This is a genomic window from Streptomyces sp. CA-251247 (genome assembly GCF_050952975.1).
GTDB classification, from domain to species: Bacteria; Actinomycetota; Actinomycetes; order Streptomycetales; family Streptomycetaceae; genus Streptomyces; species Streptomyces achmelvichensis.
This window is the reverse complement of the sequence record NZ_CP191861.1, coordinates 7,235,866-7,252,484: the sequence shown is the minus strand read 5'-3', so window position 1 is coordinate 7,252,484 and position 16,619 is coordinate 7,235,866. Positions and strand designations below refer to the sequence as shown.

The 16,619-nt window shown below is 70.2% G+C and carries 16 protein-coding genes; 5 read left to right on the top strand and 11 right to left on the bottom strand.

The features are described from left to right. Window positions 1-37: 37 nt before the first annotated feature. The gene (locus ACQPWZ_RS32345) at window positions 38-1,024 is read left to right on the top strand and encodes a hypothetical protein (RefSeq protein WP_433573154.1); all 987 of its coding nucleotides are present in this window, start codon (window positions 38-40) and stop codon (window positions 1,022-1,024) included. Between the two features lie 213 nt (window positions 1,025-1,237). On the opposite strand, the gene ACQPWZ_RS32340 is transcribed toward ACQPWZ_RS32345, so the two are convergent. The 8 genes from ACQPWZ_RS32340 to ACQPWZ_RS32305 all read right to left on the bottom strand — a co-directional run bounded on the left by ACQPWZ_RS32340 (window position 1,238) and on the right by ACQPWZ_RS32305 (window position 8,106). Further along, the gene (locus tag ACQPWZ_RS32340; protein WP_433573153.1) at window positions 1,238-1,741 is read right to left on the bottom strand and encodes a winged helix-turn-helix transcriptional regulator; all 504 of its coding nucleotides are present in this window, start codon (window positions 1,739-1,741) and stop codon (window positions 1,238-1,240) included. Beyond that, window positions 1,738-2,796, bottom strand: coding sequence for an LLM class flavin-dependent oxidoreductase (locus ACQPWZ_RS32335; RefSeq protein WP_433573152.1), 1,059 nt, complete (start codon window positions 2,794-2,796; stop codon window positions 1,738-1,740). Before ACQPWZ_RS32335 ends, ACQPWZ_RS32340 begins: the two co-directional genes overlap by 4 nt. Next, complete coding sequence (locus ACQPWZ_RS32330; RefSeq protein ID WP_433573151.1) at window positions 2,796-3,302, bottom strand: SRPBCC family protein; 507 nt, start codon at window positions 3,300-3,302, stop codon at window positions 2,796-2,798. Before ACQPWZ_RS32330 ends, ACQPWZ_RS32335 begins: the two co-directional genes overlap by 1 nt. Window positions 3,303-3,422: 120 nt before the next feature. Further along, window positions 3,423-4,649, bottom strand: a complete 1,227-nt coding sequence (locus ACQPWZ_RS32325; protein ID WP_433573150.1) for a cytochrome P450 — start codon at window positions 4,647-4,649, stop codon at window positions 3,423-3,425. Between the two features lie 268 nt (window positions 4,650-4,917). Next, window positions 4,918-6,309 carry an NAD(P)/FAD-dependent oxidoreductase gene (locus ACQPWZ_RS32320; protein ID WP_433573149.1) on the bottom strand — a complete coding sequence of 464 codons (1,392 nt, stop codon included), beginning with the start codon at window positions 6,307-6,309 and terminating at the stop codon, window positions 4,918-4,920. Further along, entirely contained in the window at window positions 6,299-6,538 is a 240-nt protein-coding gene (locus tag ACQPWZ_RS32315) for a ferredoxin (RefSeq protein WP_340476801.1), read from the bottom strand. The genes ACQPWZ_RS32320 and ACQPWZ_RS32315 overlap by 11 nt, the downstream gene beginning before the upstream one ends. Before the next feature lie 108 nt (window positions 6,539-6,646). Then, entirely contained in the window at window positions 6,647-7,318 is a 672-nt protein-coding gene (locus tag ACQPWZ_RS32310) for a hypothetical protein (RefSeq protein ID WP_433573148.1), read from the bottom strand. 212 nt (window positions 7,319-7,530) lie between these two features. Then, entirely contained in the window at window positions 7,531-8,106 is a 576-nt protein-coding gene (locus ACQPWZ_RS32305) for a hypothetical protein (protein WP_356700542.1), read from the bottom strand. Between the two features lie 183 nt (window positions 8,107-8,289). Between ACQPWZ_RS32305 and ACQPWZ_RS32300 the strand changes: the two genes are divergently transcribed. Beyond that, a complete protein-coding gene (locus ACQPWZ_RS32300) occupies window positions 8,290-9,354 on the top strand; it encodes a DUF2332 domain-containing protein (RefSeq protein ID WP_433573147.1) in 1,065 nt (354 codons plus the stop codon). Window positions 9,355-9,361: 7 nt separating this feature from the next. On the opposite strand, the gene ACQPWZ_RS32295 is transcribed toward ACQPWZ_RS32300, so the two are convergent. The 3 genes from ACQPWZ_RS32295 to ACQPWZ_RS32285 all read right to left on the bottom strand — a co-directional run bounded on the left by ACQPWZ_RS32295 (window position 9,362) and on the right by ACQPWZ_RS32285 (window position 12,373). Then, window positions 9,362-10,753 carry an amidohydrolase family protein gene (locus tag ACQPWZ_RS32295; RefSeq protein ID WP_433573146.1) on the bottom strand — a complete coding sequence of 464 codons (1,392 nt, stop codon included), beginning with the start codon at window positions 10,751-10,753 and terminating at the stop codon, window positions 9,362-9,364. A gap of 95 nt (window positions 10,754-10,848) precedes the next feature. Then, window positions 10,849-11,523 carry a CatB-related O-acetyltransferase gene (locus ACQPWZ_RS32290; RefSeq protein WP_433573145.1) on the bottom strand — a complete coding sequence of 225 codons (675 nt, stop codon included), beginning with the start codon at window positions 11,521-11,523 and terminating at the stop codon, window positions 10,849-10,851. 100 nt (window positions 11,524-11,623) lie between these two features. Beyond that, complete coding sequence (locus ACQPWZ_RS32285) at window positions 11,624-12,373, bottom strand: helix-turn-helix domain-containing protein (RefSeq protein WP_356700810.1); 750 nt, start codon at window positions 12,371-12,373, stop codon at window positions 11,624-11,626. Window positions 12,374-12,596: 223 nt separating this feature from the next. On the opposite strand from ACQPWZ_RS32285, the gene ACQPWZ_RS32280 reads away from it, so the two are divergent. The 3 genes from ACQPWZ_RS32280 to ACQPWZ_RS32270 all read left to right on the top strand — a co-directional run bounded on the left by ACQPWZ_RS32280 (window position 12,597) and on the right by ACQPWZ_RS32270 (window position 16,525). Next, a complete protein-coding gene (locus tag ACQPWZ_RS32280) occupies window positions 12,597-13,268 on the top strand; it encodes a DUF4097 family beta strand repeat-containing protein (RefSeq protein WP_433573144.1) in 672 nt (223 codons plus the stop codon). A gap of 517 nt (window positions 13,269-13,785) precedes the next feature. Further along, on the top strand, window positions 13,786-15,102 hold the full coding sequence (locus ACQPWZ_RS32275) for an MFS transporter (RefSeq protein ID WP_433573143.1): 1,317 nt from the start codon (window positions 13,786-13,788) through the stop codon (window positions 15,100-15,102). A gap of 103 nt (window positions 15,103-15,205) precedes the next feature. Further along, window positions 15,206-16,525, top strand: coding sequence for a non-ribosomal peptide synthetase (locus tag ACQPWZ_RS32270; RefSeq protein WP_433573142.1), 1,320 nt, complete (start codon window positions 15,206-15,208; stop codon window positions 16,523-16,525). Window positions 16,526-16,619 lie beyond the last annotated feature (94 nt).

Below are 16,619 nucleotides of genomic sequence, written 5' to 3'. Positions count from 1 at the left end.
ACCGCCAGCAAACGACCTATACGGAGAGACTTACGGAATGTCACTGAGACATATTTACATGATCCGCACAGGCGACTGCCGGATTCCCATCACGAGAAGATCACACTTCCTTCGCGTTTTGACTCAAGTAGGTTTGCTCCTGGCTCTGTTCGCTTGCCAGGCTTGTACGTCCCCGAACTCGGAAGAATCCGCTCCGCGCGCCCGGGAACTGGTCGACCTGCGCAGCCGCATCCTCGGATACACGGCGAAGTTCCGCGCCGACTCCCCCTACACTCCGCCCGGCAAGGCACAGCGCGCGCGACTGGCGAAGGCGGTCGGAAGTCTACTGTCGGGCGACACCCAGCAGGCGGAACGGCAGCTCGCCCCGCTCGGCCTCGGCCTCACCCACCTCACCGACACCGACTCCGGCCGCCGCTACGACGAGATCGCCGCCACCGGCACCGGTGAGAGCACCCGCTGGGGCCGCCTGTACCTGAACGCCGACGCCACCGTCCGCTGGAACGCCCAGGTCCCACACCCCGTCTCCGACCGCGACACCGAGGCCCTCGGAATCCGGCTTCTGGAGGAGAACCCCGGCGGCGCTCTCGTCATCGCCGGCACACACCGCCGGGCCGGCCGCGACGACGACGCCGATGTCGCCCACCGCGAGAACAGTGCCTTCCACACGGTCGTCGTGGAGCTGCAGAAGCGCGGGGTGCCCGGCGTCCAGCTGCACGGTTTCGCCGACTCCTCCGACCGCCCCTACGACGCCGTCGTCTCCACCGGCGCCGTCGAGTCCGCGCCGGCCGAGGTGGCCACCATGGCCGACCGCATGGACGACGACGGCCTGCGGGTCTGCCGGGCCTGGGCGGCGCGCTGCCCGCTCGAGGGCACGATCAACGTCCAGGGCCGCTCGGCGCAGCGCGAACACGCCGGGTTCGTCCACGTCGAGCTGGCCCGGCAGGCCCGCGCGGACGACGGCCGCGACACCGAGGAGGCCACCGAGGCCCTGTCCGGGCTGATCACCGCATGGAATGAGGGCTGACCCGAGCCCGGAGGAAACTTCGCCCTCGGCAGCAGCTCTCCCGGCAAAGATCTTCTTTTGCCCGTCTCCCTGCTCCGTGGCGTGAGCAGTTCGTCGGCCTGCCTCGCCCAACTGCCGCGCCCCACGTTGCTTTTGTCGTGTGTCGTAGCTGGTGGTCGTGCCGACGCGACCCGGCCGCCGTCGGCCGTCGCCTTCCCTTCCGCGCGCGCCCACCTACGAGCGCGCGAAGCGCCGCCGCACGTCGGGCCGTTCCCTGAGCTTCTCCGGGTATCCGGGGCCCATCCGCGCCGACGTGTTCTCGGACCGCATCGGGTCGCCGCACGCGGAGCACACCACCTCGGGGTGGGCGTCGTGGCCGCACGCGTCGTGGTGGAGGGTGACGGGAACGCCCTCCTCGCCCGCGAGCCACTGGTCGCCCCACCGCGCCATCGCGGCGAGGACCGGAAAGAAGTCGCGCCCCTTCTCGGTCAACAGGTACTCGTGACGAGGAGGCTCGCTCTCGTAGAGCCGTCTCTCCATCAGCCCCTCGTCCAGCAGCCGGCGCAGCCGGTCGGCCAGCGTGTTGCGGGCGATGCCCAGCTCCTGCTGGAACTCGTCGAAGCGACGGCTTCCGTAGAACGCCTCCCGCAGCAGCAGGGACGTCCAGGCGTCACCGAGCAGGTCCACCGTGCGGGCGATCGAGCAGGGCCAGTTCGCGAAGGACTTGCGCGCGCTCATGACTCGCCACCGACCTCGTGAACCAGTTCGATCGCCCTGCCCAGTGTGGCCAGCCGGGCATCCAGGGTCTCGCCGGCCGGGTAGAGACGGACGGTGTCCACACCCGAGTCGCGCCACACACGCAGTCGTCGTCGCACCATGTCCTCCGTGCCGATCAGCGTGGTTGCCAGCACCATCTCGTCGGTGACCAGTCCGGCCGCACCGTCGCGATCACCTGCCTGCCAGCGCTCTCGTACCTCCGCGGCCACGTCCGCCCAGCCCTGGCGGCTGTAGGCATGGTTGTAGAAGTTGGTCGACGCCGAGCCCATCCCGCCGAGGCTGAAGGCGAGTTCCTTCTTGCGGTCGGCGACCATGGCACCGAGGGCCTCCTCGTCGGGAGCGAACGCCACCTCGGCGCCCTGGCAGACGTCGAACTCCGTGCGGCTGCGCCCACTGCGGGCCAGTCCTTCGTCCAGCGGGGTGAAGTAGGCCTCACCCGCGCCTTCGGGAACGAAACTCGTGCCGAGCCATCCGTCCGCGATTCGCCCGGTCAGCTTGAGCATGGCGGGTGACAGGGCGGCCAGGTAGATCGGAATCCGGTGCTGGGCCCGCTGGGAGATCCGCATGGGCACGGCCTCTCCGCCCGGCAGCGGGATCTGGAACTCGCTCCCGGAGTAGGAGATCTTGCCGCCGTCCATCACCTGCCGCACGATCTCCACGGTCTCGCGGACACGGGCCAGGGGGCGGGCGAACGGTACGCCGTGCAGGCCTTCCATCACCTGGGGACCGGACGGGCCGAGGCCCAGCAGGAACCGTCCACCGGAGAGGTTGGACAGGGTGATGGCCGTCTGCGCGAGGGCGACCGGGGTCCGCGTGCCGACCTGCATCACGGCGGAGCCGAGCAGCATCCGGTCGGTGCGTGCCGCGTAGAAGCCCAGCGCGGAGGGGGCGTCGGAGCCCCAGGCCTCGGCCACCCAGCAGATGTCGAGGCCGAGCTTCTCGGCCTCGACAACGAAATCCGTCTGATCGGACCAGGCCGCACCGCCGGCCGCCTCGATCGTGGTCGCGGTCCGCATCACGCCTCCGCCAGCTTCCTGATGTGTTCGAGGACGCCGGCCATGTTGCGCTCGAACTCCCGTAGGCGCACGAAAACGATCTTCTGCTCCTTGTCGGGCATCGCTTCGATGGCGAAGGACAGCCCGGAGCGGCCGGGGCCCATCTGCATCCACTGCGACAGATCGGTCCCGCCGTCCTTCGGCTCCAGCCGGAAACGCCAGACCGCGCTGGGATTCTCCGTGTCCCCCACGGCCCAGGCGAAGACACGTCCTCGGTCGTGCTCGATCACCTGCGAGGTGGTTTCCCACTCCCCGAACGAATCGTGCTTGTTGCGGCCGACGAACCTGGCTCCGAGGGCGGGCCGAGTGGCTCCGTCCAACCATTCGACCGACTGGAGCTCATCGCTCATGGCCGGCATCAGGGTCACATCCGAGACCAGCTCCCACACCCGGTCCGGTGGAGCGCCGACCCAGGCCCGTACCTCGACTGTCGGCTTGTCGGCGTAGCGCGCGCCTGTCCATTCCACGATGGTCCAGCCTCCTCGTCCGCGACGTGGAGGCATAGTTGCGTAACGAGACTCAGCAAGTCAATGGGATCGACAGCGTTGTTGCGACATGCAGTGGACCGCGATCCCCATGGCCGGCTCCTACGGGCGCAGGCCGTCGATCTCGACGTTCAGATGGCGTGGCCCCCGCAGGACGGCGTTGCGGCGATACGGCGGAGGGTCTTCCACCAGGCGGGGGTTGTCGAGTCTGCGGGCGAGCTCGGCCAGGGCGACCTGGGCCTCGAGGCGGGCCAGCGGTGCGCCGAAGCAGCCATGGATACCGCTGCCGAGTCCCAGGTGCTCGATGTCCTTGCGGTCCGGGTCGAAGCGGTCGGGATTCTCGAAACGCTGCGGGTCACGGTTGCCCGACGCCAGGACCAGCCACAGCGACGCGCCCTTGGGGATGGTGACACCGCGGATCTCGATGTCGGTGATCGGTGTGCGCTGCGGTAGCAACTGCACCGGCGGTTCGTAGCGCAGCAGTTCCTCCACGATCGGCACGGCCATGCGCGGCTCGTCCCGCAGACGCTGAAGGACATCGGGGTGGCGAAGCAGCGTGAGCATCCCGTTGGTGATCAGGTTGACCGTCGTCTCATGGCCTGCGATCAGCAGCAGGGCCGCGGTGCTGAGCACCTCCATCGTCGACATGGGTCCGCCCGGTCCGACATTGGTGACCAGCGCGGACAGCATGTCGTCGCGCGGCGACTTGCGCCGCTCCTCGATCAACCCGGCCAGATACATGCCCAGTTGGGTCTTGGCCTCCTCCGCGACACGGGCTTGCTCGGTGCGGTCCTCGCTCGGCGCGGGATCCAGACTGGCGGCGAGCGTGTCGGCCCAGGTGTGGAAGCGTGACTCGTCCTCGCGCGGCACGCCGAGCAGTCGGCAGATCACTGTGACGGGGAAGGGGTACGAGAACTGCTCGACCAGATCGACGCGCCCCCCGTTCGCGAGACCGTCGATGAGACCGGAGACGATCTCACCGAGTTCCGGGCGCATGTCCTCGACGCGCCGCGGGCTGTGCGGCGGCCCGAAGGGACGGTTGGTCATGCCACGCAGCCGGTCGTGCTCCGGCGGGTCGAGTCGCAGGAAGCTGGGCGGCAGGCTCGTCTCCTCGGGCGGCTGAAGGTCGTCGGCCACCGGCGCGGAGAGGTTACGGGCCTCGGAGCTGATCCGCGGATCGTGCAGCAGGCCCAGGATGTCGTGGTAGGTGCTGATGATGTACGGGCCGTCCTCGTCGTGGATCACCGGTGTTTTTCGGAGCTCCGCGTAGAGGGGGTAGGGGTTGGCGCGGTTGGCGTAGTCGGTGATCTGGTGCAGGAGAGACGTCATCGCGGGTCCTTGTGGGCGTGGGCGCCGGCCGGGGAGGCGTTGCCGGAGACGGTTCGGGCGGAGGAGTGGTCCGGCTCCCGGACGGACCCGTACCGGGGCTGCCGTGGGACGGCGGGAGGTCGTCGCGCGGCCGGCAGTTGTCGTTCGGCCGGCCATGGCCGCGGGGACGGCAGCCGTCGGACGACCGGCAGGGGCCGCACGGTCGGCAGTCGTCGTACGGCGGGTGCTGGTTGTACGGCGTGCGGTCGTCGGGCTGCTGCGGTCGTCATCATCGGCCGGGGGTGAAGACCATCCGCCGGTCGTCGGGCGAGTAGCCACTGAGGGTGACGGTCGGCGTGTGGGTGGGCACGGAGGGGTCCGGGAAGTCGGCCGGGAGCGGGCGCTGCCCGTCGGACCGCCTGTCCATGGTCGTGAACGGGAGCGGGAACGGCGCGGTCGACTCGATCAGCCGCTGGTAGAACGGCAGCCATCGCGAGTTGTCGAAGGTGACGGCGCCAATGACGCGCCCCTGGTAGCCGTACACGCCCGTGAACTTGCGGTCCGCCAGCGCTCCCTGGCTGATGAGGATCTCCTCGCCCATGGACGGCACCCCGACCGACTTGATGTTCACGCCGAACTGGGAGGACCAGAAGGCCGGGACCCACATGTGCGGGCGGCGGTCCGCGGCGGCGCTGATCATGTTGTGGGCGGCGGTGTCGGCCTGCGCCACGGCGTTGCCCCAGTGCTCCAGGGACAGGAACTGGTACCCGAACAGCGCATGCGGGGACCTCGCCACGTCGCCGGCGACGAAGACGTCGTCGGTCACGATGCCCCGGATGTCGAAGGCCCGGCATCCGGCGTCACAGGCGATGCCACGGGGGCCCGCGCCCAGTCCTGATCCCGCCAGCCATTCGGTGTTCCGGGTGGCACCGAGCGAGACGACGACGATGTCCGCCTCGATCTCGCTGCCGTCGGACAGATGGGCGGCGCGCACGCGTCCCGCGGAGTCACCCTCCAGCGAGGTGACCATGATGCCGGTGCGCAGGTCCACGCCGTTCTCGCGCTGGAGCTGTGCGGCGACATCGCCGATCACACCGCCGAGGGCACCGACCAGGGGGGCGGCGGCGCGTTCCGCGACGGTGACCGGGATGTCCCGCGCGCGGCAGGCGGAGGCGATTTCCGAGCCGGTGAATCCCGCCCCGATCACGAGCACTCTGCGTGGTACCTGTGAGAGCCGGCTCTGCAGCCGGGCGGCGTCGTCGCAGGTGCGCAGGACGAAGACCCCGTCGAGCTCCGCCTCGCCTTCGATCGGCCACGGACGGGCACGCACACCGGTCGCGATCAGCAACCGGTCGTACGGCACCTCGTCGCCGTCGGCGAGCCGCACCCGCCTGGCCGCCATGTCGAGGCCGGTGGCCGCGACTCCGAGACGCCACTGCGCATCCGGATCCCGTCGCCGGGGAAGCGCGGTGCGGTCGGCGGTCGCCTTCCCCAGCAGGACCTGCTTGGACAGGGGCGGCCGGTCGTACGGCTCGTACGGCTCGTCGCCGATGAGGGTGAGGGACCCGGCGAAGCCCTCCTCCCGCAGCGTCTCCGCGGCCCTCAGACCGGCCAGTGACGCGCCGACGATCACGATCCGTCCCTCGCGTCTCAACCATTCCAGCTGGTGCTCACCGTCCATGGGACGCCTCCTCGCGGGGAGCATGGGCAGCCGGTTCGTCCAGGCCCTCGACGAGGATGGCCTGGACGGGACACGCGGCTACGGCACGCGCGACGTGCTCCTTCTGCGCGGCGTCGGCCTGCGGGTTGTACAGCAGTCCCTCGTCGCCATGCATGGTGAAGACGTCGGGTGCGAGGAACGCGCACTGCGCGTACCCCTGGCAGCGGTTCAGATCGACGACAAGCCTCATCAAAGGGTGCCTTTCCCGTGGTTCCGTGCCCAGCTTGCGGCTGTTGTCCGGTTGTCGCGAGCACAGAGGGCCAGAAGCGTCATGCGTCCCCGACCGCGGGGATCGGCGTCATGGCGAGGGGGTCGGTGCGGCGGGCCGGCGACGCAGACTGGCCACGAGGATGTGCAGGCTGACGATCAGCGCCCACAGCGGGAAGACCAGCTCCGACCAGGCGATGCTGTCCGTCACGAAGAGCAGGGTCAGGGCGACGAGGTAACCCAGGATGGACAGCCATCGGGGAAGGACGCCGAGCTGGTGCCCGATGGAGGAGGTCGCCAGGGTGAACACCGCCGCCATGCGCATCGAGTAGGTGGTCAGCAGGCCGTAGGTGAAATCCAGACCGAAGGACTGCAGTTGCGGGCCGGATGCGGCCCCGGGCGCATCCGCCGCCGCCAGCAGACCTCCCGCTGCCGCCGCCGCGCCGAAGAGTGTCGCCACGAAGAGCAGACCGCTGCCCAGGAACACGGTGGAGACGAACTTGTCCTCGGCGTCGCCGATACGTGCCCGGACGGTGCCCATGAACCACAGGAAGAAGATGCCCGCGAAGGGGATGAGGCCGAGGGCCGTCTGCACCGCGTCCCGCCGCGAGGTGTCGGAGATCCAGGCCTTGCTCACGTCATCCAGGTCCTCGGGCAGCGTCAGACGCACCAGAACGATGGCGGTGCCGAGCAACAGAGCGAAGATGACGCCCACCACGCCCGCGGCGCGCGGGGTACGCAGCGCCTGATGTCGCTTTTCCATGGGCGGCGCTCGCTCCCTCTCCGCGTCCGTGATCGCCCGCCACCGGGACGGACCTCTTCAAACAGGAAGCGGCAGCATGCGTGGCGGCGCCACTCCGAAGGTGCGTGCGAGTGACGGGCGGTCGGTGGGGGCGTCTCAGGCACCGCCGCTCGGTGGCGCGGAGGGCTCTGTCACCCGATTACGTCCTGCCTGCCCTCAGGACAGACCCCTGCCTAGTTCCGCCGCCGGACCCGATCAGTGATCCACGCCCCCAGACCCACCAGCACAGCCACTCCGATCGCGTAGACCGGCAACCACAGCGTCGTCGTGGCGGACAGGCAGTCAGCAACCGCGACGTGACTCTGTACTTCCTGTGCGTGGGACAAGGCGGCACTGTCCCGGCCGGCCAGGTCCGACACCGTAGCCTTCGCGCGCATGCGCTCGTATGTCCCCAGCGAGGGGCACATGGCACGTGTGCCAGGCATCGGGAACAGCCACGCCCAGCGCTGCAGCATCGGAGCCAGTGTGATCGCCACGCACAGGCCGACGACCAGCGAATACACCGTCAGGTTCCCCACGTATGCCAAGCGGAGACCGGGCGTTGGCGTCGGCAGTCGATACAGGGAGAAGAGCACCGCGAGAAGCGTCACCCCGATGTAGGCCGCGAACCACTGCCACGAACCTTGCCCCAGCATTGCCGTCAGCACGGCACCGAGTGCAATACCGATGACCCCCGGCTGGGCGGAAATGTCACGGCCCGCGCGGGTGGATTCTGCGCTTCGGGCCCCTTGGAGGCTGGGTTCGTCCACGGTCTCTCCTGCCTGGGTCGGCCATCAGCATCTCGGCTCACCGCACCGACGGCCTGCCGCCATGCCGGACCGGGTCCCAAGCCTGGCCCGGTTGGCGGGTCCCGCGGCCGGAACCGGACTCGGTTCGAACGGTGCGCAGCCTGGTGGCAGCGGCAGTAGCCTGACCGCAGGGAGGCCGTAACCGTGACCAGGGCCCGCACGCTCGCTCAGGTGTACCGGCACTTCGGGGAGGCCGACGCCGCCAAAGCGTCGCCGTTGTACGAGCGGGTCGCCGTCGCCATCAGCGAGTCCGACGAGGCGCTGCGGGCCATCGAAGCGGCGCCGGTGCGCAAGCGGCACCCCACGGTGATCCTCGCGGCGTTGCACGACCTCGCCCTCGCCGGACGCGCCCCGGCGCTTGCCGCGGCCTATGCGGCGGCGGACGGCGACGCTGCCGCCGGCGCGGCGATCGACACGCTGCTGCGCATGACCGACTCGGTCGTGGCCGTCGCCGTGCGCCGGCCGACTCGGGTCAATGAGACCGGACGATGCGCTGTGCTGTATCCGGCCATCGCCGAGGCGGCCCGCCGGGTGGGCGGGCATACGGTCGGGCTGATCGACGTGGGCTGCTCGGCCGGGTTCAATCTCCATGTCGATCGCGTCGGCATCGGCTACAGCAACGGCCAATCGCTGGGCGATCCGTCGTCGCCCGTGCAGATGTCGTGTTCGGTCGTGGGAGAGGGGCCCATCCCGGCGCGGGCGATGCCCCAGGTCGTCGCAAGGATCGGCATCGACCTCGATCCGGTCGATGTCACCGACGCGGACGAGGCTCGATGGTTGCGAGCCTGCCTCTGGCCGGATCAGACGGAGCAGGCCGCGCGACTGGAAGCGGAGATGGCGTTGGCGGCGGCAGTCCCTCCGCTGCTGCTGCGAGGTGATGCCGTCGAGGTGATGTCCGACGCCTTCGCGCGTGTGCCCGCAGACGCCTTGCCTGTCGTCACGACCACCTGGGCGCTGTCGCGCTTCTCGCTCGAGAGCCGCCTGCGCTTTCTGCACCGGCTCGATGAGGCGTCGGCCGGGCGGCCGGTGGCCTGGGTGTCGGTGGAGGGCGTCGGAGTCGCGCCGGCGATTCCCACACTCGGCGACCGGCGCGCCTCCGGTCACAGCATCATCGGTCTGGCGGTGTTCGACGGGTCGAGTCTGCGCGCCGAGGCCGTTGGACGCTGTTGGTCGCAGGGCCGTTTGATGGCGTGGCCGGCGGACTCCTGAGGTCCTGTCAGGCAGCCGATGTGTCCAGCACATATCTGCGGGAGGCTTGTACCTCCGTGCGCAGGGCGGACAGGTCGACATCGAGGACCTGGCCGTTCCATTTGCGGGGCTCGCCGTTGATCAGGACGGCGCTGATGTTGCGGGCGTCGGAGCCCAGTACGACGGTACCGATCGGGTCGTTGAGCGGCATGTTGTTGAGGTCCTCGGCCTGGATGACCAGCAGGTCCGCCTTCTTTCCCGGGGTGAGCGAACCGGTGACGCCGGCCAGGCCGTTGGTGCGGGCGCCCTGGAGGGTGGCGAAGTCCAGGACGTCGTGGGTGGTGATGCGGGACGGCTGCTGGTCCGTGCCGTACACGGCGTTGACGGCACGCATGCGCTGAATGGCGTGCAGCGCTCGCATCTGCGTGAACATGTCGCCGGCCAGGGCCACTTCGACGTCGATGCTCAGACCGGGACGGATACCGACGGACAGCGCCTCGTCGACGGCGGGTACCGCGGTCTCCAGGCCGATCTGGGCGTCGGAGGTGGGGGCGAGCGAAACGGTGGTGCCGCTCTCCCCCATCGCCTTCCACGCCTCGGTTGTGAGTCCGGTGGCGTGGATGAGGGTGACGTCGGGGCCGAGGATGCCGTCCTTGGCCCAGCGCAGTACCGCTTCGGAGCCGGGTGTGCCGAACACGGCGTCCACACTCACTCCGACGCCCAAGTCAGCCGCCGTGCGGGCGAGTTCGGATCCGTAGGCGAGCGCGGGTCCGGCGATCTCGTCGGTGGCCAGGGCCGCCACGCGCAGGGTCAGCAGTTGGTCGTCGCTGGTGAAGTACCGGTCCTTGATACGGGTCAGGTCACCGGGCCACTGCCGGTCCCAGTCACCGAAGTGCGGGCCCATGGAGGCATGCACACCGCGGATGCCCGCGTCGAGCAGCGCCTCGATCGCGGCGTCGGAGTGCTCGCGGGTCCGGGAGTTGTGGGAGAAGTCGAGCATCGTGGTGATGCCGCTGTCGATCGCGGTCAGGGCCGCCAGCCTGGTGCCGGTGTACATGTCCTCGGGCCGGTAGACGGTCGCGTAGCCGGCGAGCGTGGCCATGATGTAGCCGGCCAGGTCGTCGACGTCCGGCATGATCCGGCGCAGTTGGGCCTGCCAGGCGTGGCGGTGGGTGTCGATGAAGCCGGGGGTGAGGACCGTACCGGCGGCGTCGACGACCACCGCGTCGCCCGCGTCCAGGTCCCGGCCGACCGCGGTGATCGTGTCGCCCACGACGAGCACGTCGCCGCCGTCGACGATCCCGAGGTCGGGATCCATGGTCACCACGGTCGCACCCGTGAAGACGATGCGCCGCCGGTCGGCAGGAAGGCGCCGCAGTTGTTCGAGGACGGCAGGGCTGGTGGTGTCGTTCACGTTCACGCGAGAGGTCTTCTTTCCATACGCCGGAGGGGAAGTGGTCGGGACGACCGGCCACCAGCCTCGGGCGCGGTCGCCGCCACAACCAGGGCGCCGTTCTACCTGGGTTCGGCACACCCAGGGTCGGGACGGATGACAGCCGGGGCGGCAGCTTCGAGATCGGCGATGCTGCCCGACATGATCGTCCGCACGTGCTCGGTGATGTGCTCCGCGGGCCAGTCCCACCAGGCCACCGCCAACAGCCGGGCGATGTCCTGGTCGTCGTAGCGCGTGCGGATCAGGCGGGCCGGGTTGCCGCCGACGATGCCGTAGTCGGGCACGTCGCCGGTGACCACGGCGCCGGAGGCGATGATCGCGCCGTGTCCGATCCGTACACCGGGCATGACCATCGTGCTGTTGCCGAACCAGACGTCGTTGCCGACGACGGTGTCCCCCCGGTTCGGCAGACCGGTGAGCAGGTCGAAGTGCTCGGCCCAGGAGCCTCCCATGGTGGGGAACGGGAACGTCGAGGGGCCGTCCATACGGTGGTTGGCGCCGTTCATGATGAACCGCACTCCCGTGCCCAGCGCGCAGAACCTGCCGATGATCAGCTTCTCCGGCCCGTAGTGGTACAGCACATTGCGCGTCTCGAAGGCAGTCGGGTCGTCCGGGTCGTCGTAGTAGGAGTACTCCCCGACCTCGATCAGCGGGGACTTCACCAGCGGCTTGAGCAGCACCACCCGCGGCTGTTCGGGCATCGGATGGAGGACCGTCGGGTCGGCAGGCACGGGCATGGCGAGCGATTCCTTCCAGGTTGCTTGTCGGTGTCCCGCCCCATGATCGCCGTACCGGGCCTGCCTGGGTACGGATTTCCGCTCGCCGGCGGACCAGCCCTCAGCCGTCGGAGCGGCCGGGCTCCTCGTCCGGGGTCGTTTCGGGTTTCGTGTAGAGGACGTCGCGGGCCTGTTCCGCGGCGCGGGTGATGCTTTCGGAGACGAAGTCGACGAAGCGGGCGATGTTTTCGAGGCGGGCGCCGGCCGGGGTGCCGGGGCCGAGGACGGTGACACCCTGTCGTGCCGTGTCGACGAGATGGGCGTTGGCACGGGCGCTGGCCATCATGGACTGGTACCAGACGTCGTCGTCGACGACATAGCGCTCGCGGCGGCGGTCGTCGCGTTCACGTCGGACGAGACCCTGGGTGTCGAGGTACGCGATCGCCTTGGAGACGGATGCCGCGCTGACCTGGAGGCGCTGGACGAGTTCGGACGCGGTGAGGCTGCCCGCGTCGGTGGTGTAGAGGCAGACCAGCACCCGGGCCATCATCTTGGGCAGGCCGGACTGCATGAGGACGGTCGTGAACATCTCCTCGTATGCCAGCACCGCTTCGGCGTCGCGTCCGTGGGCCTGCGGAGCCGTCTTCGGATCGGCCGGTGCGGCCTGCCGGCGGCGCTGGGTGCGGTGTCCGGTGGCGCGGTGAGCGAGGTCCGCGCGATAGGTGGTGGGCCCGCCGTTGCGCATCACTTCGCGCGTGATCGTCGAGGTCGGCCGGTCGAGGCCTCTGGCGATCTCCGCGTAGGCGAGACCGTCGGCAAGTCCCAGCGCGATCTGCTGGCGTTCCTGCTGGGTGAGCCTGCCGCCCGGCATCGCGGCCTCCTTCATCGTCCGTGGTGCCCGCAGCATAGCGTTCACCTTCACTCCATTGCAACGAAAAGGGAGCCGCGATGTTGCATTAGGCTTCAGATCGTTGCAACGATTTACCACCTCTCACCTGCATGGATGCCATTCACGCGCAACGACTCCGTTGCCAGTCCAATGAACGCAACGTAGCGTTTCCATCATTGGAAACAGCGAGTCCAAGGAGAGCGCCATGCAGAAGTTCGACACCCTTGCCCCGGTCTCGGCCGTCGTCGACATCCCGGCGGGACGCATCCGGTTCATCGCCGCCGACCGCACCGACACCACGGTGGAGATCCTGCCCGCGGACGCCTCGAAGAGCCGCGACGTCAAGGCGGCCGAGCAGACCACTGTCGCTTACGGCGACGGCGTCCTGCGGATCGAGGCCGCTCCGCCGAAGAACCGGGTCCTCGGCAACTCCGGATCCATCGAGGTGACGGTCCAACTGCCCACCGGCTCCGGCGTCGAGGCGAAAGCGGCCGACGCCGAACTCCGGGGTGTCGGACGGCTCGGCGACATCGCCTTCGAAGGTGCGCAGGCCTCGGTCAAGCTCGACGAGACCGCGAGCGCCCGCCTCGCCCTCCAGGCCGGCGACATCGCCATCGGCCGGCTGGGCGGCTCCGCGGAGCTCAGCGTCCAGAAGGGCAACATCCAGATCACCGAGGCCCTGCGCGGCACGGTCGTACTGCGCACGGAGTCGGGCGAGTTGTCGATCGGCGCGGCCCACGGCGTGTTCGCGACTCTGGACGCGGGCACCACCTACGGCCGCATCCACAACGCTCTGAAGAACACCGACGGCGCTGCTGCCGACCTGACCATCCACGCGACCACCACCTACGGCAACATCACCGCCGCCAGCCTCTGAGAAGCACCCGCCGTGACCCACGTGGGGCCATCGCAGCGAACGGGCTGCGATGGCCCTGCGGCGCGCCACGGCCGCGCCCGACAACATCGACCCGGCCACGGACGCCGGCGACGACAGCGGCGGCCTCGGAGCCCGGGGCGCACACGAGCCCGCTCGACAAGCCCAGCTCCTGGGGTGCGGCCCCGGGCAGGCCCAAGGGCATGGTCCGGTGCGGCGCCGTGCATGACCGTCACGCCTATAGCGCCTGTCACCGCGTTTTTGTACACCGAGTGTGAGCAGACGGCTATTTTCGGTCAGAGGTGCGATTCGTCGTGCCCTGGGCCGGATCCGCCCGGGATCGGCCATACGTTCCGGGCGCCGATCGTCCCGCCCAGGCACCCCATGTGATGCATTCATCCGGGCGTTCCCCTCATCTGGCGAAGAATTTGCCGTTCCGGTGAAGGAAGTGACAAAGAAACGACCGAAAGTGACGTTTCCGTTTTGACGGGTGATCGGCCTGGCGGTGAAGGTCTGCCGCATGGCCCCCTCACCCCCCGTCGCCCCCAGCGGTCTGCTGCGTATGCGCGACTTCCGTCTCCTGCTCGCCGGCGCGGCCGCCGGACAGGTCGGCGCTCAAGTCACCCTGGTCGCGCTCCCGTTGGTGGCCGTTCTCGTGCTGAAGGCGCCGGCGTTCGAGGTGGGTCTGCTCACCGCGGCCGAGACAGCAGCGTTTTTGCTGATCGGGCTGCCCGCGGGCGCCTGGGTCGACCGGATGCGCAAACTGCCGCTGATGATCCGGGCCGACGTGGTGCGCGCCGCCGCCATGGCCAGTGTGCCGCTGGCGGCCGTGGCCGACGTCCTGACGATGGCGCAGCTGTACGTCGTCGCACTGGTCACCGGAGCGGCGACCGTGTTCTTCGACGTGGCCCACCAGAGCTATCTGCCGCAGCTGCTCCCCAAGGAGCAGCTGATGGCGGGCAACGGAGCGCTGGAGACCGTCCGCTCCTCGGCCCACGTCGCGGGCCCGGGGCTCGGTGGTGGGCTCGTCCAGCTGGTGGGCGCGCATCTGGCGATCGTCGCCGACGCGATCGGCTACGCCGTGTCCGCACTCTTCCTCATGGCCATGAAGCGGCCGCCCGAGCCCCGGCCCGAGCCCGTGCCGGGGGCCTCCCTGCGCTCGGACATCGGGGAAGGCCTGCGTTTCGTCCTCGGCCACCCCCTGTTGCGGGTCATCGCCGCGACCACCGGTCTCGGCAACTTCTTCACGGCGATGCTGATGGCCACTCAGACCGTCTTCCTGGTACGGGTGCTGGGCCTGGAGCCGGCTTCCGTCGGGCTGATGCTCTCCGCGTCCGCCGCGGGCGGACTCCTCGGCGCGCTCACGGCCGGCGCTCTGGCCGGCCGCCTCGGCCAGGCCCGCATCATCTGGCTCTCCGCACTGGCGACCGGCCCGTTCGCACTGCTGTGGCCGCTGTCCGGCCACGGGGCGGCCGCTGCCCTGTTCGCGGCCGGCTCGGGTGTCGTCTCCTTCGGCGCGGTCGTCTACAACGTCGCCCAGGTCAGCTTCCGGCAGACGCTCTGCCCGCCCCGGCTGCTCGGCCGCATGAACGCCACTCTGCGCTTCCTCGTGTGGGGCACCCTCCCGCTCGGCGCCGTGGTGGGCGGTGCCGTTGCGGGCTCGTTCGGCGCGCGCGCCGCGCTGTGGGTCTGCGCCCTCGGATTCCTCCTCGTACCGATTCCGCTGCTCTGCTCCCCCCTGCGCCGGATGCGCGACCTGCCGGCCCCGCCCGACGACATGGACGGACCGGGCGCGAGCGACCACGGCAGCGGTGCCGAACCGGTAACCGTCGCCTGACACACGCCTCGTTCCCCGTACGCCGCGCCCACCACTGCTCGCCGCCGTCCCACCCGAGCGTCATCGGGTGGGTCGCGCGCGCGTCCACGCCCGAGAGGATCACGTGCACACCAGCATCACCGGCCAGTACCTGGCCCGCTTCCGACGTATCGCCGACGCCGACACGGGGGCCGGGCTGCTGCCCGTCACCGGGGCGCAGCGGCGCTTCGTCCTGGTGCGGGCGATGGACCCCGCCGGACGGCCGGACACCGTCCCGATGTTCTTCGCCTTCCCCCGCGGCACCGTGGACCCGGTGCGGCTGTGGGCGGCGGCGAACCACCTGGCGGCCCGTCACCCGGTGCTGCATGCCCGCCCCGAGGTGATCCGTGGCACCCCGGCGCTGCGACGTGAAGCGGCGGACGTCCCCGTGGAGCGCGTACGGCCCGCACCGGACGAGAGCTCCGCCGACGCCCTGCGCCGCGCGGTGTCCGCGTGGAGTGCGCAGGGGTCTCCGATGCGCCTGTATCTGACCGATGACGAGCGGGCCGACGAGGAGATCCTCGGCATCGTGCTCGATCACATCGCCTGTGACGGCCAGTCGTTGGCGCGCGTCGTCGACGAACTGGGCGACGCCTACCGCGACGGCCTGGGACCGGCCGACCTCGCGCCCGCCGACGCCGAGGCGGAACTGGCGGCGTACCGCGAAGCGGTCGAGCTCCAGCTCGACGCCGAGCAGCGCGGCGGTTCACCGGCCGCGCTGGAGTACTGGGGCGACCGGCTGCGCGCGGTCCACGAACGCGCACCTCTGCCCCGGCCGCGGGATCCGGCGCCCGGCGTACTGCCCACCGGAGCCGCGGAGTTGCGACGGAGCGCCCCGGCCGGGGGCGTTCCGTTCCCCGCGCTGCTCGACGCCTGCCGTGCGACGGCTCGTGTCCTGTACGGACCCGGGCATGTGCCGCCGATCGGCTATCCGTGGGGCGGGCGCCCGGCAGCGGCGGCGCAGGTTCTGGGCTGCTTCCTCAACACGGTCGTCTTCCCCGCCCGTACCCACGACGCGCCGCAACTCCCGGAGAACGGCGGGTCGGAGACGACGGCCACCGCGTGGTGGGACGACCTGGACCGGGCGGACACCCCGTTCGACGAGGTGGTGCACGCCGCCCGGTCGGCGGGTGCCCGGTGGACCGGCCGGCTGGACGGCCTGCTGACCGTGGACGACGCCCGGCGGCGTCCTCCGCTGACTCTCGGCGGGGTGCCCGGCCGCGAGGTCCACATCGACGGACGCCCGGTGCGCGCGCCGTTCGCCGTGTCGCTCACCCAGGGGCCGGAACTGCACATCCGCATGGTGTGGGACCGATCGGTGCTCGACGACGCAGCGGCCGAGGACGGGTTCGCCGCCTTCTGCCGGGCGCTGCCCGCACCGGCATCGGCGGACCCCGCCCACTGAACCACCTGCCCGGCCCTCGACGTACGGCCGGCGGCAGCGCCCCCGGTACGAGACCACAGCAGAACACCACAGCTCAGCACCACAGCTCAGCACG